This window comes from Klebsiella sp. 1SOBk10mer (genome assembly GCF_046602535.1).
Lineage (GTDB): Bacteria > Pseudomonadota > Gammaproteobacteria > Enterobacterales > Enterobacteriaceae > Klebsiella > Klebsiella quasipneumoniae.
The window spans coordinates 1-22240 of record NZ_JBKIUP010000010.1 but is presented as its reverse complement, the minus strand read 5'-3'; the positions used below and the strand labels follow the sequence as shown (position 1 = coordinate 22240).

17 protein-coding genes, 2 pseudogenes and 1 riboswitch are annotated in these 22240 nt (G+C 56.3%); of the genes and pseudogenes, 18 read left to right on the top strand and 1 reads right to left on the bottom strand.

Annotated elements, in window-relative coordinates; all coding sequences use genetic code 11:
* Positions 1–206: 206 nt before the first annotated feature.
* Positions 207–305: riboswitch (guanidine-I (ykkC/yxkD leader) on the top strand.
* Between the two features lie 56 nt (positions 306–361).
* From ACLH1I_RS21220 to lysM, 10 genes are all read left to right on the top strand, one after another.
* Positions 362–1420, top strand: a complete 1059-nt coding sequence (locus ACLH1I_RS21220; RefSeq protein WP_048324232.1) for a putative urea ABC transporter substrate-binding protein — start codon at positions 362–364, stop codon at positions 1418–1420.
* 24 nt (positions 1421–1444) lie between these two features.
* Positions 1445–2260, top strand: coding sequence for an ABC transporter permease (locus ACLH1I_RS21215; protein ID WP_043519578.1), 816 nt, complete (start codon positions 1445–1447; stop codon positions 2258–2260).
* Positions 2257–3033: an ABC transporter ATP-binding protein gene (locus ACLH1I_RS21210; protein ID WP_004205863.1), complete on the top strand. Its 777-nt coding sequence runs from the start codon at positions 2257–2259 to the stop codon at positions 3031–3033. The genes ACLH1I_RS21215 and ACLH1I_RS21210 overlap by 4 nt, the downstream gene beginning before the upstream one ends.
* A gap of 4 nt (positions 3034–3037) precedes the next feature.
* Positions 3038–3766, top strand: coding sequence for an urea amidolyase associated protein UAAP1 (locus ACLH1I_RS21205; protein WP_017900290.1), 729 nt, complete (start codon positions 3038–3040; stop codon positions 3764–3766).
* 10 nt (positions 3767–3776) lie between these two features.
* The gene (locus ACLH1I_RS21200; RefSeq protein ID WP_017900291.1) at positions 3777–4412 is read left to right on the top strand and encodes an urea amidolyase associated protein UAAP2; all 636 of its coding nucleotides are present in this window, start codon (positions 3777–3779) and stop codon (positions 4410–4412) included.
* Positions 4413–4578: 166 nt separating this feature from the next.
* Complete coding sequence (gene uca / locus ACLH1I_RS21195) at positions 4579–8184, top strand: urea carboxylase (RefSeq protein WP_151628590.1); 3606 nt, start codon at positions 4579–4581, stop codon at positions 8182–8184.
* Positions 8181–9977 carry an allophanate hydrolase gene (atzF, locus tag ACLH1I_RS21190; RefSeq protein WP_064794335.1) on the top strand — a complete coding sequence of 599 codons (1797 nt, stop codon included), beginning with the start codon at positions 8181–8183 and terminating at the stop codon, positions 9975–9977. The genes uca and atzF overlap by 4 nt, the downstream gene beginning before the upstream one ends.
* 353 nt (positions 9978–10330) lie before the next feature.
* Entirely contained in the window at positions 10331–11122 is a 792-nt protein-coding gene (locus ACLH1I_RS21185) for an HAD-IIB family hydrolase (RefSeq protein ID WP_064794336.1), read from the top strand.
* A 196-nt stretch (positions 11123–11318) separates the two neighbouring features.
* Positions 11319–11939: a LysE family translocator gene (locus ACLH1I_RS21180; RefSeq protein WP_057215295.1), complete on the top strand. Its 621-nt coding sequence runs from the start codon at positions 11319–11321 to the stop codon at positions 11937–11939.
* A gap of 130 nt (positions 11940–12069) precedes the next feature.
* Complete coding sequence (gene lysM, locus ACLH1I_RS21175) at positions 12070–12519, top strand: peptidoglycan-binding protein LysM (RefSeq protein ID WP_064794337.1); 450 nt, start codon at positions 12070–12072, stop codon at positions 12517–12519.
* A 145-nt stretch (positions 12520–12664) separates the two neighbouring features.
* On the opposite strand, the gene pgtP is transcribed toward lysM, so the two are convergent.
* Entirely contained in the window at positions 12665–14056 is a 1392-nt protein-coding gene (pgtP, locus tag ACLH1I_RS21170) for a phosphoglycerate transporter PgtP (RefSeq protein ID WP_198080050.1), read from the bottom strand.
* A 405-nt stretch (positions 14057–14461) separates the two neighbouring features.
* Between pgtP and pgtC the strand changes: the two genes are divergently transcribed.
* From pgtC to ACLH1I_RS21130, 8 genes and pseudogenes are all read left to right on the top strand, one after another.
* Positions 14462–15679 carry a phosphoglycerate transport regulator PgtC gene (gene pgtC / locus ACLH1I_RS21165; protein ID WP_025999246.1) on the top strand — a complete coding sequence of 406 codons (1218 nt, stop codon included), beginning with the start codon at positions 14462–14464 and terminating at the stop codon, positions 15677–15679.
* 11 nt (positions 15680–15690) lie between these two features.
* A complete protein-coding gene (gene pgtB / locus ACLH1I_RS21160; RefSeq protein ID WP_198080072.1) occupies positions 15691–17685 on the top strand; it encodes a two-component system sensor histidine kinase PgtB in 1995 nt (664 codons plus the stop codon).
* The gene (gene pgtA / locus ACLH1I_RS21155; protein WP_004205876.1) at positions 17675–18925 is read left to right on the top strand and encodes a two-component system response regulator PgtA; all 1251 of its coding nucleotides are present in this window, start codon (positions 17675–17677) and stop codon (positions 18923–18925) included. Before pgtB ends, pgtA begins: the two co-directional genes overlap by 11 nt.
* 218 nt (positions 18926–19143) lie before the next feature.
* On the top strand, positions 19144–19482 hold the full coding sequence (locus tag ACLH1I_RS21150; protein ID WP_004205877.1) for a hypothetical protein: 339 nt from the start codon (positions 19144–19146) through the stop codon (positions 19480–19482).
* Between the two features lie 482 nt (positions 19483–19964).
* A pseudogene (locus ACLH1I_RS21145) lies at positions 19965–20093 on the top strand (hypothetical protein); the annotation flags it as partial.
* Positions 20094–20412: 319 nt separating this feature from the next.
* Entirely contained in the window at positions 20413–21753 is a 1341-nt protein-coding gene (locus tag ACLH1I_RS21140) for a site-specific integrase (protein WP_001459747.1), read from the top strand.
* On the top strand, positions 21740–21988 hold the full coding sequence (locus ACLH1I_RS21135; protein ID WP_227680159.1) for a hypothetical protein: 249 nt from the start codon (positions 21740–21742) through the stop codon (positions 21986–21988). Before ACLH1I_RS21140 ends, ACLH1I_RS21135 begins: the two co-directional genes overlap by 14 nt.
* Positions 21975–22124: pseudogene (locus ACLH1I_RS21130) on the top strand (helix-turn-helix transcriptional regulator); the annotation flags it as partial. The gene ACLH1I_RS21135 and the pseudogene ACLH1I_RS21130, both read left to right, overlap by 14 nt.
* Positions 22125–22240 lie beyond the last annotated feature (116 nt).

The window sequence follows — 22240 nt, the reverse complement described above, 5'->3', positions numbered from 1 at the left end:
CGGTGCGCGGGGAAACACGCCGATATGCGGGAAGGCATGCTTATCTTTCCTGCACCAAAGCCATGCAATGCCCCACTTTTACTCCCCATTTTTGGGAGGCGATGCCCCGGTTGGCGGTAAATCGCTGATGGAACGGCTATTTGGCTCCTGGCATGGTGCTTGCAAGAACATCGGCAGAAAGCAGCGCAACAGACAATTCAGATCACACAATAGCTGGCTAGGGTTCCGGTTCACCGCGGTGAACGTCTGGTCCGAGAGCTGGCGACCTCGGCGAGGTTACACGGCGGGATAAAAGCCCGGGAGACAGCAGCACCGTTGGGTGTCGCGCTGCTCCGTTTCTCGTGCTAACCAGAGGTCCACCATGAAAACATCGCCGCTCCTCCGCTCACTCGTCCTGTCGCTGACGCTGCTGACCAGCGTCCCGTCCTTTGCCGCCGTCAAAAAAGAGTTCAACGTCTGCTGGACCATCTACGCCGGCTGGATGCCCTGGGGCGCCATCAGCAATGAAAAGATCATTGATAAATGGGCCAGCAAATACGGCATCAAAATCAATATCGTTCAGCTCAACGATTACATCGAATCCATCAACCAGTACACCGCCGGGCAGTTTGACGGTTGCACGATGACCAACATGGACGCGTTGACGATCCCGGCGGCGGGCGGTGTCGACAGTACGGCGCTGATCACCGGCAGCTACTCCGACGGTAACGACGGGGTGGTCCTCAAAGGGGCGGATAAAAAGCTCAGCGACCTGAAAGGAATGTCGGTGTATCTCCCGGAGCTGTCGGTATCCCACTATCTGCTGGTGCGCGGCCTGGAAAAAGCCGGGCTGCAGGAAAAAGACGTCAAGGTGGTGAATACCTCCGATGCCGATATCGTCTCGGCCTTCGGCACCAGCGGCGTGCGGGCGGCGGTGGCCTGGAATCCACAGCTGTCGGTTATCAAAAAGACCCCGCAAACCAGCGAAGTGTTTAGCTCCTCGCAGGTGCCCGGCGAGCTTATCGACATGATGGTGGTGAATACCCAGACCCTGAAAGATAACCCCGCGCTGGGCAAAGCCCTGACCGGCGCCTGGTTTGAAATGATGGCCAAAATGAAGGCCGGGGATAGCCAGGCGCTGAGCGCCATGGCCGCCGACGCCGGTACCGATCTCGCCGGCTATCAGGCGCAGCTGAAAACCACCCATCTGTTCTGGACGCCTGCCGACACCCTGGCGTTTATCTCCTCGCCGGATCTGGCGAAAACCATGCAGCGAGTGGCGCAGTTCTCGTTCGATAAAGGCCTGCTGGGTGAAGGGGCGCAGAGCGCGGACTTTATCGGCATGACCTTTCCGGGAAATGTCACCCTCGGCGATGCCGCCAACCGCAAACTGCGCTTTGACGACAGCTACCTGAAGCTGGCCGCCGCGGGCCAGCTCTAATGATTGCCGCCGGGAGACCACGCCATGCGCCACATTAACCGTTATCCCCAAAAGGGGATGCGCCTGACGCTGATGCTGCTGCCTTTTGTCGTGCTGATCGCCGCCTGGTTTATGGGATCGGCGGTGCGGCTGGAAGCCAATCCGCAGGACAAGTTGCTGCCAGGCCTGTCGCAGATGGTGGCAGCCATTGACCGGATGGCGTTCACCCCGGACAAACGCAGCGGCGAGTATCTGCTGTGGGCCGATACGCTGATCAGCCTGAGCCGTCTGCTGACGGGCCTGGCCGTCTCGTCGCTGATCGGCCTCGTCATCGGCATCGCCGCCGGCGTCTTCCCGATGTACCGCGCGGCGCTGTCGCCGCTGCTGACGGTGGTGTCAATGATCCCGCCGCTGGCGATCCTGCCGGTGCTGTTTATCGTCTTTGGCCTGGATGAGCTGTCGAAAGTGATGCTGATCGTCATCGGTATTACGCCGATGCTGGCGCGCGACCTGGAGCAGCGGGCGCAGGAGATCCCGGCGGAGCTGTTTATTAAGGCGCAGACCCTCGGCGCCAATAGCTGGACCCTGGTGCTGCGGGTGGTGCTTCCCCAGCTGCTGTCGCGGCTGATCACCTCCCTGCGCCTGCTGCTGGGCTCGGCATGGCTGTTCCTCATCTCCGCCGAGGCCATCTCCGCCACCGCCGGGCTGGGGTACCGCATTTTCCTGGTGCGGCGCTATATGGCGATGGACGTGATTATTCCCTATGTCATCTGGATCACTTTGCTGGCATGGCTGATGGATCTGGCGCTGCGCCAGCTGCACAAGGCCTGTTTCCCGTGGGCGGAAGGAGGTCGGGGATGAGTTTTATCGACATCAAAAACATCTGGCAGGAGTACGGCGACCACGTGGTGCTGGAGCGCATCAATCTGCAGGTGAAAGAGGGCGAGTTTTGCTCGATGGTCGGCGCGTCCGGCTGTGGTAAATCGACCTTTCTGCGCCTGCTGCTCGGTCAGGAAAAACCGACCCGTGGTGCCATCCTGCTCGACGGCCAGCCGCTGGCGGCGGAGCCGGACCGCAGTCGTGGTGTGGTCTTCCAGCGCTATTCGGTGTTTCCGCATCTCAACGTGCTGGATAACGTCGCCATCGGCCTGGAGCTGCCGGCGTCCCCGCTGCTGGGGCGCCTGTTTGGCGGCAGAAAGCGCGAGGCCCGGCAACAGGCCCAGCGGATGCTGGAGAAAGTGGGCCTGGGACACGCCCTGGATAAATACCCGGCGCAGCTCTCGGGCGGGATGCAGCAGCGGCTGGCCATTGCCCAGGCGTTCGTGATGCAGCCGCGGGTGCTGCTGCTGGACGAGCCCTTCGGCGCGCTGGATCCCGGCATTCGCAAGGATATGCATGCGCTGCTGCTCCAGCTGTGGAGCGAAACGCGCATGACGGTGTTTATGGTCACCCACGACCTGGCGGAAGGCTTCAACCTCGGCACGAGGCTGCTGGTGTTCGACAAAGTGCGCATCGACCCGCAGGCGCCCAACGCCTGGGGAGCGCGTATTACTTACGACATCCCGCTCAATGAAGCGCGGATGGCGCAGCTGGCCGCCGGTAGCGACACCAACGTTTACGCATTAAGGAGATAAATTGATGACTGAATTGCTTCACTCCACCCCCAGCCTGCGCGAAGAGCAGCTTCCCGGCGGGGCGCACACCTCGCTGATTTTGCGCAAAGGGCAGATCCTGCGCCTGACCGATATCGACGGCGGGGCGAACGTCAGCATGATGATGCTCAACCCCCATGAGAAAAGTGAGCGTCTGAACCTGCCGGATACCCTCAAGGGGCAGCATACCGCGCGTCTGACCGCCGGGCACTGTTTCTACTCCGATATGGGCCGGGTGCTCGCCGGGATCGTCGCCGACAGCTGCGGCTGGCACGATCCGTTCGGCGGGGTCCTTAACGCCGAAGAGACGCACGACAAATATGGCGCCGGACGCTACCAGGAATTACGCAATGGCTTCTACCGCAACGGCGTCGATAACCTGCTGGTGGAGATGGGTAAATGGGATCTCGGTCTGGAAGATCTGCTGATGGTGGTCAACTTCTTCAGCAAAGTCACCGTCGATGACCAGGGGCGCTTTCACTTTGTCTCCGGCAACAGCCGCGCCGGGGATTACGTGGAACTGTATGCCCCGATGGACGTCCTGCTGGTGCTCACCGCCCTGCCGCATCCCCAGGATCCGGCCACCGAGTATGCCCCCCGTCCGGTGCAGCTGAGCTGGTATCAGGCCGACGATGAAGACGCAGCCACCCAGGCGCTCCTGACCCGCGATGAGAACCAGCGCGCGTTCCGCAATACCCAACTTTTTGCCCTGTAAGGAGGCGTTTATGACCCTTATCACCAGTAACCGACGCCCGGAAGAGGCCGTCTATCGCCATGTGATCCCCGCCGGGGAGCCGTGGCTGTTTGAGGTAAAAAAAGGGCAAACCCTGCGCCTGCTCGATCTCGAAGGCAACCAGGCGATTGATACCCTGTTTTACAACGCCGACAACCCGCGCGAGCGCTACGATGCGCAGCGCACGCTGCGCCGCCAGGGTAACGCCTACCTGACCGCCGGCAGCGTGCTCTATTCCAATCTTGGTCATCCGCTGATGACCATCGTGGCCGATACCTGCGGGCGGCACGATACCCTCGGCGGCGCCTGCGCCCAGGAGAGCAACACCGTGCGCTACGCTCTCGACAAGCGCTATATGCACAGCTGCCGGGACAATTTTCTCTGCGCCTGTCTGCACGATGGCCGTCTGCATAAACGCGATATCGGCGCCAACATTAACTTCTTTATGAACGTGCCGGTGACGCCGGAGGGTGGTCTGACCTTCGAGGATGGCATCTCGGCGGCGGGAAAATATGTGGAACTGCGCGCGGAGTGTAACGCCATGGTGCTGATCTCCAACTGCCCGCAGCTCAACAATCCCTGCAACGGCTGGAACCCGACCCCCGCCGAGGTGCTGGTATGGAACTGACCCGCTGGCAGCGCTGGCGTTTGCTGGCCTTTCGGCTGTTCGCCGTTCGCGCCGACCGCCTGAACCACACGCCGACGCGCCACCTTTAAGCGCCGGCTCTCCCGGGGACGACCTCAGGGGAAGACGAATTGTTGCGGGACGACCCGCTTCGCTGTGAGTTCCGCTTATGTTTGATACCTTACTGATTGCTAACCGCGGGGCGATTGCCTGCCGCATTCTGCGCACCCTGCGCGCCATGCAGGTGAAGGGCGTCGCCGTGTACGCCGAAGCCGACCTGAGCAGTCTGCACGTCCGCGAAGCGGATGAGGCGCTCAGCCTTGGCGAGGGGCCGGCAGCGCAAACCTATCTGATGGTAGAGAAGATCATTGCCGCCGCGCTGCAGAGCGGCGCCCGCGCTATCCATCCCGGCTACGGCTTTCTGTCGGAAAACGCCGCCTTCGCCGAAGCCTGTGAGGCGGCGGGACTGGCGTTTGTTGGCCCGACTCCGCAACAGCTGCGAACCTTCGGCCTGAAGCATACCGCCCGCGCCCTGGCGAAGGCGGAGGGCGTTCCGCTGCTGGAAGGCAGCGAACTGCTGGCCGACAGTGAGGAAGCCTGCCGGGCGGCTGAGGCGGTGGGCTACCCGGTGATGCTCAAGAGCACGGCGGGCGGCGGAGGGATTGGCATGCGCGTCTGCCGCGACGCCCGCGAACTGAGCGAGGCGTTTGCCACGGTACAGCGGTTGGGGCAAAACAACTTCAGCGACGCCGGGGTGTTTCTCGAAAAATATATCGAACGCGCCCGCCATCTGGAGGTGCAAATCTTTGGCGACGGGAAGGGGGAAGTTATCGCCCTCGGCGTGCGCGACTGCTCGCTGCAGCGACGTAACCAGAAAGTGATTGAAGAGACCCCGGCGCCAAATCTGCCGGACGGGATGGCGCAGGCGCTGTGTAGCGCGGCCATTGCCCTTGGAAAAGCAGTGTACTACCGCAGCGCCGGGACGGTGGAGTTTGTCTACGACAGCGCGGCGCAGCGTTTCTATTTCCTCGAGGTCAATACCCGACTGCAGGTGGAGCACGGCGTGACGGAGCAGGTGTGGGGCGTGGACCTGGTGCACTGGATGATCGCCCTGGCGGCAGGGGATTTACCGCCGCTGAGCGAGCTGGCCGCCGGGCTACAGCCCCGGGGCCATGCTATTCAGGCGCGAATTTACGCCGAAGATCCTGGCCGCCAGTTTCAGCCTTCTCCTGGACTGTTAACCGACGTCTCGTTTCCATCGGCGGACGGCGCCACCCTGCGCATCGATCGCTGGGTGGAGGCCGGGTGTGAGGTGCCGCCGTTTTTCGACCCGCTGTTGGCGAAAGCTATCGTCTGGCGCCCCAGCCGCGATGAGGCGATCGCCGGCCTGGCGCAGGCTCTGGCGGAGACCCGCCTGTACGGCGTCGAAACCAACCGCCAGTACCTGCAGCAGATCCTCAGCTTTGCGCCGTTTACTGCCGGCGAACCCTGGACCCGCTGTCTGGAGCAGTTGCGCTACCGGGCCGATACCGTGGAGGTTCTGAGCGCCGGCACCCAGACCAGCGTCCAGGACTACCCGGGACGTCTGGGGTACTGGGCGGTGGGTGTACCGCCCTCGGGACCGATGGATGACCGGGCGCTGCGCCTGGGCAACCGTCTGCTGGGCAATGCCGAGGGCGACGCTGCGCTGGAGATCACCCTTAGCGGACCCACCCTGAAATTTAATACCGCCGTACAGGCGGTGGTCTGCGGCGCGCCGCTGGCCGTAACGCTCGACGGCGTCGACCAGGAGATGGACTGCGTATTCACTATTCCGGCGGGGGCGACCCTCAGGCTGGGGGCAATAAGCGGGCCTGGGGTCAGAAGCTATCTTTGCCTGCGCGGCGGTATTCAGGTACCGGATTATTTGGGCAGTAAAAGCACCTTTACCCTCGGTCAGTTTGGCGGCCACGGCGGACGGGCGCTGCGCGCCGGCGACGTGCTGCATCTTGCACCTCCGGCTGAGACCACGGAAAGCGCGGCGCTTACTGCAGGGTTGCGCACTGAGCTTGCGGCAGTGCGAACGCTGCGGGTGATCTATGGTCCCCACGGCGCGCCGGAGTTCTTTGCCCCGGCGTATATGGCGACCTTTTTTGCCACCGACTGGGAGGTGCATTTTAACTCCAGCCGCACCGGCGTGCGCCTGATCGGGCCCAAGCCGGTCTGGGCCCGCGACAGCGGCGGCGAAGCCGGGCTGCATCCGTCGAATATTCATGACAACCCCTATGCCGTGGGGGCGGTGGATTTTACCGGCGATATGCCGGTGATCCTCGGGCCGGACGGCCCAAGCCTCGGGGGCTTCGTCTGCCCGGTGACGGTGATCGAAGCCGATCTCTGGCAACTGGGCCAGCTTAAGGCGGGGGATAAAGTGCGCTTTGTGGCGGTGGACGTCCCCACCGCCCGGCGGCTGGCGGCAGGCCGTCGCGCGGAGCTGGCGACCCTGCAGGCGCAGGACGTTGCCTGGCAGCCTGTGCCGCTTACCTCGCCGGTGGTGATGACCTGCGGCGAAGCTGACAAACGCCTGGTGGCGCGCCTCTCCGGCGATACCCATCTGCTGCTGGAGGCCGGTGAGGCGGAGCTGGATCTGGTGCTGCGCTTTCGCATCCATGCCCTGATGCAGGCCCTTGAGGAGCAAGCCCGGGAAGGGATCATTGATATCACGCCGGGGATCCGCTCCCTGCAGCTGCATTACCAGCCGGAAACGCTGGCGCTGGAGACCCTGCTGGCGTGGGTCAGCGGGGAGTGGGCCACGGTCTGCATGAGCGACGATCTGCAGGTGCCTACACGGGTGGTGCATCTCCCGCTCTCCTGGGACGATCCCGCCTGCCGCAAGGCGATCGACAAATATATGACCACCGTCCGCCCGGACGCCCCCTGGTGCCCAAGCAACCTCGAGTTTATTCGCCGGATAAACGATCTCCCGGATGAGCAGGCGGTGTGGCAAACGGTGTTTGACGCCAGCTATCTGGTGATGGGGCTCGGCGATGTCTATCTCGGCGCACCGGTGGCTACCCCCCTTGATCCGCGCCATCGGCTGGTCACCACCAAATACAACCCGGCGCGAACCTGGACGGCGGAAAACTCGGTGGGCATCGGCGGAGCGTATCTGTGCGTTTACGGCATGGAAGGCCCGGGTGGCTATCAGTTTGTCGGCCGCACCCTGCAGATGTGGAGTCGCTATCACGAGGTGGCTGATTTTGCTGGCAAGCCCTGGCTGCTTCGCTTTTTCGACCAGTTGCGTTTCTATCCGGTCTCGGCGGAGGAACTGCTGGAGATTCGCCGCGATTTCCCGCTCGGACGCTACCCGCTGCGCATCGAGCACAGCACGCTGCGGCTGGCGGAGTACCAGCAGTTTCTCGCTCGCGAGGCGCAGAGCATTAGCGCATTTCGCGACCATCAGCAGCGGGCGTTTAACGACGAGCGCGAGCGCTGGATCGCCAGCGGCCAGGCTCATTTCGACAGTCAGGAGAGCGCGACAGAAGAGGCGGGCGATGCGCCGCTGCAGCCGGGGGAACAGGGGGTGGAAAGCCCGGTATCCGGCAATCTGTGGCAGGTGCAGACCGCGGCCGGCAGCCAGGTACGCGCCGGCGATGTGCTGGTGGTGCTTGAGTCGATGAAAATGGAGATCCCGCTGCTGGCGCCATGCGATGGCAGGGTTCAGCAAGTCAATGTGCAGCCAGGCAGCGCGGTGCGTGCCGGGCAGCGGGTGGCAGTGATTTTTGAGGAGAAGGCATGATGCAGCAGACGTTTGATTTACGCCTGGCGACCCTGGCGGCGAACTATCGTAACGGCAACACCACCCCGCGCGCCCTGCTGGCGGCGATCCGCCAGCGGGCGGAAGCGCTGAATCCCGAGTTTAATCTGTTTATTCATCTCCTGAGCGAAGCGGAGCAGGCGCCGTTTCTGGCGGCGCTGGAAGGCCATTCGCCAGAGACGCTCCCGCTGTACGGGGTGCCGTTCGCGATCAAAGATAATATTGACCTTGCGGAGATCGTCACTACCGCTGCCTGTCCGGCGTTTGCTTACCGGCCGACGCAAAGCGCGACCATTGTCGCTCAGCTGATTGCCCTGGGGGCGGTGCCGGTGGGCAAAACCAATCTCGACCAGTTTGCCACCGGCCTGAACGGGACCCGTTCGCCGTATGGCCGCTGCCGCAACGCGTACCATCCCGCTTATCCCTCCGGCGGCTCCAGCGCCGGCTCCGCGCTGGCGGTAGCGCTGGGCGTGGCAAGCTTCGCGCTGGGGACCGACACCGCCGGCAGCGGTCGCGTCCCGGCCGGGCTGAATAACCTGGTGGGGCTGAAAGCGACGAAAGGGGTGATCTCTACCGCTGGAGTGGTACCTGCCTGCCGGACGCTGGACTGCGTGACCTTTTTCAGCGCCACCGCCGACGAGGCCAGCCAGCTGCTGGCCCTGGTTGCCCGATCCGATCAGCAGGATAGCTACAGCCGCCGCAATCCCCAGTGGAACAGCCGTCAGGCCTTTGGCAGGCCGTCCGCCGGGTTTCGCTTTGGCGTCCCGCGGGAGCTTAACTTCCTCGGCTGCCGCGTCAGCGAAGCGCTGTTCGCCCAGGCCGTGCAGCGGCTGACGGCGCTCGGCGGCGTGCCGGTAGCGATCGATTTCGCGCCATTTCTGGCCGCCGCCCGCCTGCTATATGACGGACCATGGGTTGCTGAACGCTATGCGGTGGCTGGTCCGCTGATTGAGCAGCAGCCGGATGCCGTGCTGCAGGTCATTCGCGATGTGCTGGCGAAAGCGCCTGATATCGACGCGACGGCGACCTTTAAGGCGATGTATCAGCTGCAGGGGTATAAAGCGCAGTGCGATGCCATTCTCGAGACGCTGGACTGCGTGCTGACGCCAACCGTTCCGCGCCCGGTAACGCTCGACGAGCTGGCGGTGGAGCCCATCACCCGCAATGCCGACCTGGGCTACTACACCAACTTTATGAACCTGCTGGACTATGCGGCGGTGAGCGTGCCGTGCGGGTTTATGCCTGACGGATTGCCCTCCGGCGTCACGCTGTTTGGCCGGGCCTTTACCGATCAGTATTTGCTGAGCCTGGCCGACGCCTTCCAGCGCGCGGAGCGGCTACCGCTGGCTGGCGGCGCGCGGCTGGAAAGCCCGCCGCCTGCACATCCCGCGGGCCATGATCGGATGGCTCTCGCGGTATGCGGCGCGCATATGTCCGGCCAGCCGCTGAACGGTCAATTGCTGGCGCGGGGCGGCAGGCTGCTGCAGGCGACCCACAGCGCGCCGCGCTATCGGTTGTATGCCCTTCCGGATGGCAAGCGCCCGGCGATGGTGCGTGACGAGCCAGAGGGGGACGCGATAGCCGTGGAAGTCTGGGAGATCCCCAGCGCCGAGGTGGGGTCGCTGTTGGCCGCTATCCCCGCGCCGCTGGGGCTGGGACAGATTGAGCTGGCCGACGGCCGCTGGGTGACAGGCTTTATTTGCGAAGCCGGAGGGCTGGGCGCGGCCACAGAGATCACCGCCTGGGGCGGCTGGCGTCAGTGGCTGGCCAGGTAAACGGGAAACCCTCTGCGGTAGCGCCGCAGAGGGAACTTCCGCACCATCCGGACGCCAGGCGACGGCTCGGGAAGAAAAGCTGGCGTCATCCTCGCTGTGGCAGGACGAGTTGAAGCGATAAGCAGGGGTTGCTGATGGCGCAGATCGTTGATAGCGCAGGGAAGCGCAAGTCTCGATAGGTTCCTGCTGAATGTAGGGACCAATGAATTAATCTTCGGCCAGATAATGCCCCTGCGGACTTTATTCGCACAGTAAGAAGGTTCAAATCTCTCGAGTTAATAAAGAATAACAAATACCAAATTGATATTAACGTTTATCAAGAAAGCCATTAACATCACCATTATGGGGGATTTATGTATTTAATTGATAACGTTACGAATGAAGAGCTACAGAATATTCGTTTTGTTTTAACAGATATGGATGAAACGCTGACTTATAAGGGCAGACTGCAGGCCAGAACCTATCAGAGTCTGGAAATGCTACAACATGCGGGCATTAAGGTGATTCCGGTAACGGCGGCCTCTGCCGGCTGGGCCGATCAGATGGCGAGAATGTGGCCAGTTGATGGGGTCATCGCTGAAAATGGAGGATTATTTCTTACCAGAAATAACATCGAACATGGCATTAACAGGTACTTCTGGCATGAAGACAAATATCTTCTCAATCGAGAAAAAATCAGCCACATCCTTCTCAAGATTCGCCAGAAATACCCCTGGGTTGAAGTGTCTGACGATCAGGATTTTCGCCTGACGAGTATCGCTTTCAAACTTCCCAAAAATCATGAGCAGACCAGACAGCTCTTTGACGAATTAGCGGAAAATAAATGCAGCTATACCATTAATAATCTATGGGTACTGGGGTGGTTAGGGGGGTATGACAAACTCGTCATGAGCAGAAAGGTGTTAAAGCATTTTTACGCACTGGAAGAATCAGATGAACAGGCATCGGTTTTCTACAGTGGTGATTCGCTCAATGACGCCCCCATGTTCAGCTACTACAGCAAAACGTTGGGAATGAACACGATCAATGATATAGCGCAAGTTATACCATCATTGCCGCGCTGGATAAGTCAATTTCCAGGTGGTGAAGGGTTTGTTGATGGCGCTAACAGAATTTTAAATGCTAAAAGGGCAAGCATCAGTTAAGTTGCCTTCTCCGCTCTGGCAGATGGCAACCGGATCCATTGGTAGCAACAGGTCCGGTTGTTGTATGCGTTGGATAGAGAGCCTCATAGGGGACTTGCCGTTATCCAGGCGGAACGCCATCCACGTTGAATGGCTCATCATTCTTGTTGCAAAAATGTGAACGCTTCAGTAGCCTTGTCTCTTTCGGAGACAGGAAATGCTCGTCACTGATTCACTTCTTGCTTACACCCTCGCTGCCACACTGCTTACCCTGACGCCAGGTCTGGATACTGCTCTTATCCTGCGCACGGCGACCGCGGAAGGGGGACGCAAAGCCTTGCATGCCGCGTTAGGCATTGATCTCGGATGCTTTATCTGGGGCGCCGTGGTGGCCTTTGGGTTAGGGACGCTACTGGCGGTTTCTGAACTGGCTTACACCTTGTTGAAATGGTGCGGCGCGGGCTACCTTTGTTGGCTGGGCATCCAATTGCTTCTGCACCCGCGCCAGCAATTTAACACCACCCTGGCAGAATCCACTACCACCAGTAACTGGTTTCTGCGTGGGATGCTGGGGAATGTGCTTAATCCCAAAATGGGCGTTTTCTACGTTTCGTTTTTACCTCAGTTTATCCCCGCCGGACATTCACCTGTCAGCTGGACCTTTCTGCTGGTCACTATTCATGTATTAATTGGTACGCTGTGGTCGTTAACGCTGATTACCGCCACTCGCTATGCCGCCGGCATCCTGAAAAAACCAGCCGTAGTGAAATGGATGGATCGAACGACCGGCTGCCTGTTTCTGTTATTCGCCGCGAAGCTGGCGATGAGCCGCCGGTAATCTCCGGTTTCGTCCTCCTGGGGGACAATGCCCGCTTTCATCAGGTGTCGCCTTGCCGGACTACAGACTTTCCTGCCGTACCCGGGCAAATTTCCTGCACTTTGACGCTTAGTCGTGGAGGTATGGAAAGATGGGATTATTAAATTTTATGAAAGAAGCGGGCGAAAAAAAATGGGATGCCGTCTCCGGCGACAGTAAAGAAGATCGGGCCGATAAGCTGAAAAAACATATCGATGGACTTAATCTGCCTGGCGCCGAAAAGGTCAATATTGCTGTTGCTGAAGATGGCACCGCAACGGTCACTGGTGATGTCGCTTCGCAGGAGGATAAGGAAAAAATTCTGGTTGCGGTAGGTAATGTCACTGGCATAGGCCAGGTCAGTGACGGCGTTAAGGTGACGCATAGCGGGGCGGAAAGTCGTTTTTACACGGTCAAATCCGGTGACACCCTGAGCGCCATCTCAAAAGCGATGTATGGCTCGGCCAATGATTATCAACGTATTTTTGAAGCCAATAAACCGATGCTGACCCCTCCTGACAAAATCCATCCGGTTCAGGTGCTGATTATCCCGGCGAAGTAAGTAGACAGTTCATTCCTCTCAACAGCAACATCAGCGATGACAGGAATACGACATTTATACGGCCATCGGGAGCAGTCACAGACATCAGCTGCTCTCTCAACGGCAAAAGAGCCAGCAGGCGGGCTCTTTTGCCGGGGTCAGGCGCTTACTGTGCGTCAGCCAGTGCCAGTCGGGCCTCTTCCTGCTCGGTGATTTTACGCTGTTGCTCAAGTTCCAGCGCGCCGCGATGAGAGAGGTAGCAGAAGAGTATGCAGCAGACGATCCCGCCCATCAGCAGATAGAACCCGCCGTGCCAGCCCATTTTATCGACCATTACGCCGAACAGGCTGGTGCCTAACGATGCGCCAAAGATATAGCTCATAAATCCGCGCAGACCCACGGCTGAACCGACGGCAAAGCTGGGGACGATTTCCATGGTCTGGACCGAGGCCAGAAACTGCGGGACGTAAATAAGACAGCCCACAATCGCCGCGAATACCGTGACCATCAGCAGAGATTCGCTTTTCCAGTAGCCGATCAGACAGATGAAGATTAGCGTCATACAGATTATGGCTAACGGCATCCGGCGCCCTTTAAACAGCTTGTCGGAGAGCCAGCCGGCCAGCAGAGTAGACGGAATCGCCGCCCACTCAAAAAACAGGAATGCGACGCTCATTTGTTCTTTGGAAAAATGTTTCACCGTCAGCAGGTAAATTGGCAGCCAGCTGATCATGCCGAAACGCACCATATAGACAAACACATCCACAAAGGAGACATACCAGGCGTTTTTGTTACGCAGTACGTAAGTACAAAAGATCTGAAATGCGCTCATGTTCTCCGGCGCTTTCTGGCCGTGTTTGGTCTTCAGCACCACTTTCTCTTCCGGCATCATTTCTGCCAGCGAAGGCAGACCTTCCTCGCGCGGTGAACCCTTACCCAGCACCAGTACGCTAACGGCGAATACCACCGCCACGCAGGCCGGTACAATGTAGCTGGCGCTCTGCCAGTGCTCGGTGCCGAGAATAGCGAATGCGGCGCCGACGATCGGGGCGACAATTCCGCCGCCGACGTTATGGAAAATGTTCCAGAACGCCCCTACGCGGCCACGCTCACGGCGCGGGAACCAGTTCGCAATAGTAATAAAAGAGGGGCCGACCCCCATACCCTGAAACAGGCCGTTCAGGACAACCAGCGCAGCGAAGACCCAGAATGCGGTACTGAATCCTAACCCGACGTTGACGATGGCGCACAGCACCAGACCAAAGGCCATAAAGACTTTCGGGCTGGCTTTATCCGCGAGGCTGCTCATCACGCCTTTACTGATCCCATACGCGATGAGCATACAGCTACTGAGCAAACCGATCTGCGTGGCGCTAAGGTCTAACTGTTCTTTCAGATAGGGCGTGGATAAGGTGAAGTTATTGCGCACGATATAGTACGCCAGGTATCCCAGAAATACGCTCAGCAGCGCCTGCATACGGTATCGACCATAGGTTGCCTGAATTTTCTCAGCTGGAACTTTATTCGCCGACGGGCCTTTTTTTAATAATGATAACATGTCTTCACCTGTATTTATATTGATATGAACATCACGGGTAATTGCCCCGAAGGGTGAAATAAGCGCCTAAAAAATTCAAATCGTCGAAATGAGTCAAAATTGACTCAAAATAATAAAAGGGAGGGGTATTTTTGACCCATAGAGCATGAGTGAGATTCTACGCCATTAATTTTGCGCTAATTTCATGTCCGGCTTGTGCGAACACTAACAAATTCCCCAGTCATTATCTGGTAATCTTTCCCGATATTTCCGGACGCCGGCTTGACTATTTACCCACTCGCGGCGATTAATTCACTGGATGTCATAAACGGGTAAGTTTTGTCTCAACGCGATTTTTACGGTATTTCAATATTTATGAACGGGATCACAAACATATTTCTTCGTGGGGTAGGGATAGTGGGCAAAATGCTCGCGCTGCTGCTGACCGCATGGCTGGGACCCTGTGCGGCGCAAGGCAATGAGCTGGTGATGGCGACGACATTTTCTCCCAGCGCCACCGTGTGGATTATCGATCGCTGGCAGAAAGAACCGGGGTCGGTGATGATAAGGACGCTCAACCGCACCAGCGCCTCGCTGGAACAGCTGCTTGATACGGCAAATGCCGAAAATGTCGATCTCATCCTGACCTCATCGCCGATGCTGCTGCAGCATCTTCAGGAGCATCAAAAACTGGCGCCGTTCAGCGGTGCGCCGGCAGCCAGCCAACATCTGGTGCCGGAATCCATTCGCTCCACCTCCGTGGCCGTGGCGATTTCCGGGTTCGGTTTGCTGATGAATCGCTCGGCGCTGATGACCCGGCATCTGCCTGCGCCAACGGACTGGGATGACCTGACCGATCCCCGTTATCAGGGGGCGCTGCTGATGAGCAGTCCGTCGCGTTCGGATACCAACCATCTGATGGTTGAGTCGCTGCTGCAACAAAAAGGCTGGATTAAGGGATGGGAAACGCTGTTGACGACAGCAGGAAACCTCGTGACCATTTCATCCCGCAGCTTTGGGGTGGCAGATAAGATTAAAAGCGGTCTGGGCGTGGCTGGTCCGGTGATTGATAATTACGCCAATCTGCTGCTGAACGATCCGCACCTGGCTTTTACCTATTTCCCGCAGTCGGCAGTTTCGCCGACCTATGTCGCAGTGCTTAAAAACAGCCAGCACGCCAGCGAAGCGCGGCGGTTTATTCGCTATCTGTTAAGTCCGGAGGGCCAGGCGATCCTCGCCGACGCTAATACCGGGAAGTACCCGGTAACACCGCTGGCGCCAGGCAATCCACGGGCGGCGCAGCAGGCGATGCTGATGAATCAACCGCCAACAAACTATCGACTGATCCTCAAACGTCAGCGTTTGGTTCAGCGGATGTTTGATACGGCCATTAGCTTTCGTCTTGCCCAGCTAAAAGATGCCTGGCGAGCGCTGCATAGCGCGGAGGTCCGTCTCAAGCGTCCGCTGCCCGAGATACGCGCACTGCTCACCCGTGTCCCGGTGGATCCGGCCAGCAGCGAGGATGAAGCCTGGCTGGCTCAGTTCGACAACAAGAGTTTTGCGGAACAGCAGATGATGGAGTGGCAGCTCTGGTTTCTCAATAATCAGCGGCAGGCGATTACTAAACTGGAAGAACTGAAATGATGGGCAGGTCCATGCTGCAACGTCTGCGGCAAATCAGTATCAGTAGCAGCCTACGCGGGGCTTTTCTGATGGGGGCGCTGCTGACGCTGATTGTCAGCAGCGTCAGCCTCTATTCCTGGCATGAACAAAGTTCGCAGATCCGCTATTCGCTGGATGAGTATTTTCCGCGCATCCACTCGGCTTTTCTGATTGAAGGTAATCTTAACCTGGTGGTCGATCAGCTCAATGAATTTCTGCTGGCGCCGAATACCACGGTACGACTGCAGTTGCGCAACCAGATTATCCAGCATCTGGACAAAATAGAAAGGCTAAGTCAGGGGTTGTCGCCAACAGAACGCCAGCAGCTGGGGGTGATATTGCAGGACAGCCGCGCGCTGCTGGCGGAACTGGATCGCGTGCTCTACAACATGTTTCTGGTTCGTGAAAAGGTGGGGGAGCTTTCGGCGCGGATCGACTGGTTGCACGACGATTTCACTACCGAGCTGAATTCGCTGGTGCAGGATTTTACCTGGCAACAGGGGACGCTGCTCGATCAGATCGAAGCCCGACAGGGAGATACGGCGCAGTATCTGAAACGTGCCCGGGGCGTGCAGAATGAACAGCAGCAGGTCTATACCCTGGCTCGTATTGAAAATCAGATCGTTGACGACCTGCGCGACAGGCTCAATGAACTGAAATCCGGGAATGATGACGGCATGCTGGTGGAGACGCATATCCGCTATCTTGAAAACCTGAAAAAAACGGCGGATGAAAATATACGTGCGCTGGATGACTGGCCGAGCACCATTACCCTGCGACAAACGATTGATGAGCTGCTGGAAATTGGCATGATGAAAAATAAGATGCCGGACACCATGCGCGACTATGTTAGCGCCCAAAAAGCGCTCGTGGAAGCCAGCCGGTCCAGAGAAGCGACGCTGGGGCGCTTCAGAACGCTGCTGGAAGCCCAGCTTGGCAGCAGTCACCAGCAGATGCAGATGTTTAATCAGCGTATGGCGCAGATTGTCCGGGTCAGCGGCGGGTTAATCCTGGTGGCGACATTGCTGGCGCTGTTGCTGGCATGGGGGTTGAACCATTATTTTATTCGCTCGCGGCTGGTGAAACGCTTTACTGCGCTGAATCAGGCGGTGGTGCAGATTGGTTTAGGCCAGATCGGGGCGACCATTCCGGATTACGGGCGCGACGAGCTGGGACGTATTGCCGGTTTGCTTCGTCATACTCTGGGTCAGCTTAATGCGCAAAAACAGCAGCTGGAACAGGAGATTGGCGAGCGAAAAGCGATTGAGGCCGATCTGCGCGCCACGCAGGACGAGCTGATCCAGACCGCTAAACTGGCGGTGGTTGGGCAGACGATGACCACCCTGGCGCATGAGATCAATCAGCCGTTGAATGCGCTTTCGATGTATCTTTTTACCGCAGGAAGGGCAATCGAGCAGGGCCAGACGGAGCAGGCACGGACAACGTTAAGCAAAGCGGAAGGGCTGATCAACCGCATTGACGCGATTATCCGCTCCCTGCGCCAGTTTACCCGCCGAGCAGAACTGGAAACGCCGCTGCACCCGGTCGATTTGCGCCAGACATTTACCGTGGCATGGGAACTGCTGGCGATGCGTCATAAGCCTCAGCAGGGGACGCTGGTTATACCGGATGACACCGTCTGGATCCAAGGGGACGAAGTGCGTGTCCATCAGGTGCTCGTGAACGTGCTGTCCAATGCCCTCGACGCCTGCCCGCACGCCGCGCAAATCACCGTGAGCTGGCAAATCCAGGGCAACAGGCTATGTGTGTTGATTGCCGATAACGGCCCCGGCTGGCCTGCGGCCTTACTCCCTTCACTGTTAAAGCCGTTCACTACCAGTAAAACCGTGGGGCTGGGAATAGGGCTTTCGATATGTGTTTCGTTGATGACGCAAATGGAAGGGGCGTTGCGCCTGGCGTCGACGTGTATGCGCAGTGCCTGCGTGGTGCTGGAATTCAATGTGACGGATGTAAAAGATGTTGAGTGATAACTGTTCGATTCTGCTGATTGACGATGATGCCGATGTGCTGGATGCCTATACGCAGCTGCTTGAGCAAGCGGGGTACCACGTCAGTGCCTGTAATAATCCGTTTGATGCGCGGGAGCGGGTGCCGAAGGACTGGCCCGGCATTGTTTTAAGCGATGTCTGCATGCCCGGCTGCTCCGGTATCGATTTAATGACGTTGTTTCATCAGGATGACGATCTGCTACCGATTCTGCTTATCACCGGTCACGGCGATGTGCCGATGGCGGTGGAGGCGGTGAAAAAAGGGGCCTGGGATTTCCTGCAAAAGCCGATTGATCCGGGCAAGCTGCTCACGCTGGTAGACGCCGCGCTGCGTCAGAGGCAATCGGTAATCGCCCGTCGCCAGTATTGTCAGCATAAATTACTGGTTGAGCTTATTGGCCGCAGCCAGTGGACGGTTCGGTATCGCCAGCGCCTTCAGCAGCTGGCAGAAACGGATATTGCGGTATGGCTTTACGGCGAGCCGGGAACCGGCCGCATGACCGGCGCACGTTACCTGCACCAGTTAGGACGGCACGCTGAAGGTCCGTTTATCGCCTGCGAGCTCAATCCGGCTAACGCACACACGCTTAATGAACTGATCGCCAAGGCCCAGGGCGGGACGCTGGTCTTAAGCCACCTGGAGCATCTGACTCACGAGCAACAGCATCAGCTGGTACAGCTGCAGAGTCATGAGAAGCGGCCTTTTCGCCTGATTGGTATCGGTAGCGCTTCGCTGGTGGAGTTGGCCGCCAGCAGCCAGATAGTGGCGGAACTCTATTACTGCTTCGCGCTGACGCAAATTGGCTGCCAGTCTCTGTCAAAGCGACCTGATGATATCGAGCCGCTGTTTCATCACTATTTGCAAAAAACCTGTCAACGGCTGAATCATCCTGTCCCGGAGGTGGATGCTGGTCTGTTGAAGGGGATGATGCGCCGGGTGTGGCCAAATAACGTTCGCGAACTGGCGAACGCCGCCGAGCTGTTTGCAGTAGGCGTATTACCACTCGCAGAAACGGTTAATCCGCTGATGCACATCGGCGAGCCGACGCCGCTGGACCAGCGGGTTGAGGACGTCGAGCGGCAGATCATCACCGAAGCGCTGAATATCCACCAGGGACGTATTAATGAGGTGGCGGAGTATCTGCTGATACCGCGTAAAAAACTTTATCTCAGAATGAAGAAGTATGGTCTGAATAAAGAGCACTACAAAGGGGTTTAGGCATGGCGCCAGACGATGGTTGATAATATCCTGAATGGTTCCTGTGCCGGAAAATAACGATGTTTTTACGCTAAAGGGGCAGGGAAGGGTGAACCCTTATGAATATCTGAAAAAAGAGGCCACCATTTTTTAAATGGATTTTTTATATAGATTTGCAAAGGTGAAGAGGTAAAAACTTAAGCGCCTGTTATTTTTTTATTTTATAGAAGGAATTCTGAGTGAAGCGCATTAACGAACGTGCCTGGGAAGTGTTTGGTATCTATGGAAGGGTTTGTGAAAGCTGCTCCGGGGCGATCGCATTAAGCCTGTTGCAGGCGCTGGCGATGTTTGGTTGCCTTGAGAAAAGAGAGGCTGTCGGGTTAACGCTGTATTGCATTCTGACTTTCATCGCCGTTGTGGCGACGATAGGTTTTTTTGCCTCTCTGATAAGTATAGGAAGAACTATTCATATACAAAGTGAAGGTCATAAGGTAGCTGAATTCCTGATTTCCTGCGTTTTTTATCCGGTCGTTATCGGTATCCTGCTTTCGGCGCTTGCGACGCTTCAATCAATATAAGGTGACATCAGGCGTAAGGACCCCGGAGCGATCTCCACGCCATCATTTTAAAGTGGCATGAATAGGTGAAGGTCGATTCCGATTTAACGAAACGAAGCTGCATCAGGCGGCTCGTCGCATCGTCGACAAGACCAGTGAGGTACAGGCGGGTACACGGTTCTCGAACCAGTGGTGGTCGCAACCATCAATCTGGATCAGTTCTCCGCAGCGGGCCCGAAGATAACGTGACTGCTGAATTTTCGGCGCACGTTGTTTGCGGGGGATCCAGAGACCGGCTTTGACCATGAGTGAACGGACAGTCTCTTTGGACAGATGAACATCATGCAGTTCTGCGAGTTTCTCACACGCCAGCGTAGACTAAAGTCGGTATAGCGCTCGCGGATAATATTGAGCGCGTACTGTGCAAGGTCATCTGGCAGCTGGTTATTGCTGAGATTTCAACAATGTTGGTTAGCGATATCTGGCGAGCCTGATTCACGGCAGTGCATCAGAAGGCGTCGGTACTGGCGATCAGATATACTTAGGCGCTGCGCGGCCATCTGAGTGGTCAGACGCCGGTCGACAACGTCCTGAATGATTTTGAGTCGGTTAACTTCATCCAAAGTGAAAACGTCCGCTGCATGAGCCGTTATCAGAATCCCTCGATGGTGAATCTACGGGGCACTTATCCAGGAGCTGGCCTTACAACTTAGCCACCACAATAAAAGTGCGCATAATGTATATTATGTTAAATCACCTACTGTGGTAAATAAGTTCATATGACACTCCCACTAACTGATAAATCAATACGTTAGGATTTCTGATCTCCCTCTCGTTTCTTGCATTAGGTACAGAGTACATTCTCTTCATATCCATGATAATTTTGAGGTAAATATTGTGTATTCACTAAAGCAGTTGGTTATCTCAGGCCGTAAAAGGCGATGGATCCTGATGGACTTGGAAACCTCTCTGCCGTTGCTGTATCCCCTTAGGTACCATATTGACCATTTGGCTTTCCGCTCATTGTCCACACAGTCAGCTTCACTTCAATCTGTGAAGTTTTTTTACGAATTCTGGAGGCAAAAGTATGGTGTCTCGTTTTGCTACAGCTTCTATTCATCTGACCACAATCCAGACATTGCTGTCGGTGAAATGCCCGCATTTTGGATGTATCTAGAAAATGGCCACAACGTCCAGTCAAATGTGTTGTCTTTAACGAGAGTCACAAAAGCCAATAGCTTAACTCATACAGTTAGAGTTCGTGCTGTGATCCATTTCATTTCTTTTTTGATTAACACCTACATATCACCTGCATACCGGGATGACTCTCCCAAAGCATTATCACTTTTGGCTTCGCGTTTACACACCCGTTTACAGCTTTGCCGGGAGAATTATCGAACGCTTACATCAAACAAATTTTCGCAACATAGTCACAGCAGCCAAGGATTTCAGAGTTTGTCTGGGGCAATGGTGCTCAGCCTGTATGGAATAATAACCCCCTCTTCTGCCCAAAAGCATAACCCGCTAAATCCTTTCCCTTCCGGGCATCTTCAGTTCCGCAATTTTTTGATTATTCGTCTGTTGTTAAATTATGGTTTACGAACAGGTGAGCTATTGTTGTTAGAGTGCAGCTCAATTAAACCTAATTTAAAAGGTGATAAGTTTAGTTTGATTGTGACAACTGTCGACGAGGCATACGAACCAAGAAAGAATGCGCCATCTCTCAAAAATGCATGGGCTAATCGTGTGTTGGAGCTCGATAAGCAGGATTATATTTTTTTAAGCATTTATATAGCAAAGCTTCGACCAAAAACTGATAAACACGATTTCATCTTTACATCGAGTCAACAGTCAGCGAAGCCTTTGTCCTACACATCAGTTCATTCTATTTTTTCGAAAATAGATCAGGTCTTCACTAACCAATATCCAGAGTACAAATCACCGTTGTACTCTGACTCGTTGCAACGATTGACTCCGCATACAACCCGACATACTTGGGCCTTTTTGACATTGCAAAAAATATGGCATTTAAAATATTTGAAAAGCCAGCAAAATAAAACACACTTTATTGCTGAAGTCCCTTCCCTCTCAGGGATAATGGAAGAAGCCAAAGATGAACTACGACTGATGGGGGGATGGAGTCCGACAAGTCAAATGCCTGATCTATATGCAAAACGTTTCCTGTCTGAGCAGGCTAATGCTGCCAATGTCCAACGAATTATTCAAGACAATGCAGCGCTACATAATACGTTAGATACTATAATGGATAGATATAACGATGACATCATTTGATAATGCATTAAAATCTGACGAAGGGAACTCAGTTTACCCTCCTGATTTAGCTAAGGCTATCTTTGAACTCGATATTCCTGATCGAATTTATCTAAAAACGGCAATGGAGTTTGATGATAAATATATTGTTAACAAAGGAAATAAATGGACTTTCGATTATTCAGGCAGTCGGCGATATCTTGTTTTCAATCAAGATTATATCTCAAATAAATTAAACAAGTATTTTTCCGGTTAGACTTCTTAGCCAGTTACGCCCGCTTTTAATTGGTTTTCGTAAATCAAAAGGATTAACTCAAAGAGAATTATCTGCCAGGTTGGGTGTAACTCAGCAGACTTATGCTCGCCTTGAGGCAAATCCTTCAAAAGCAAGTGATCCTGTAAGTATCCCGCATAATCGTGCCATTCACATTTAGAGATCCTCCGGCATAATCGCTCTGCCAACAAAGGAGATCGCTATGCGTAAAGCCCGTTTTACTGAGCATCAGAT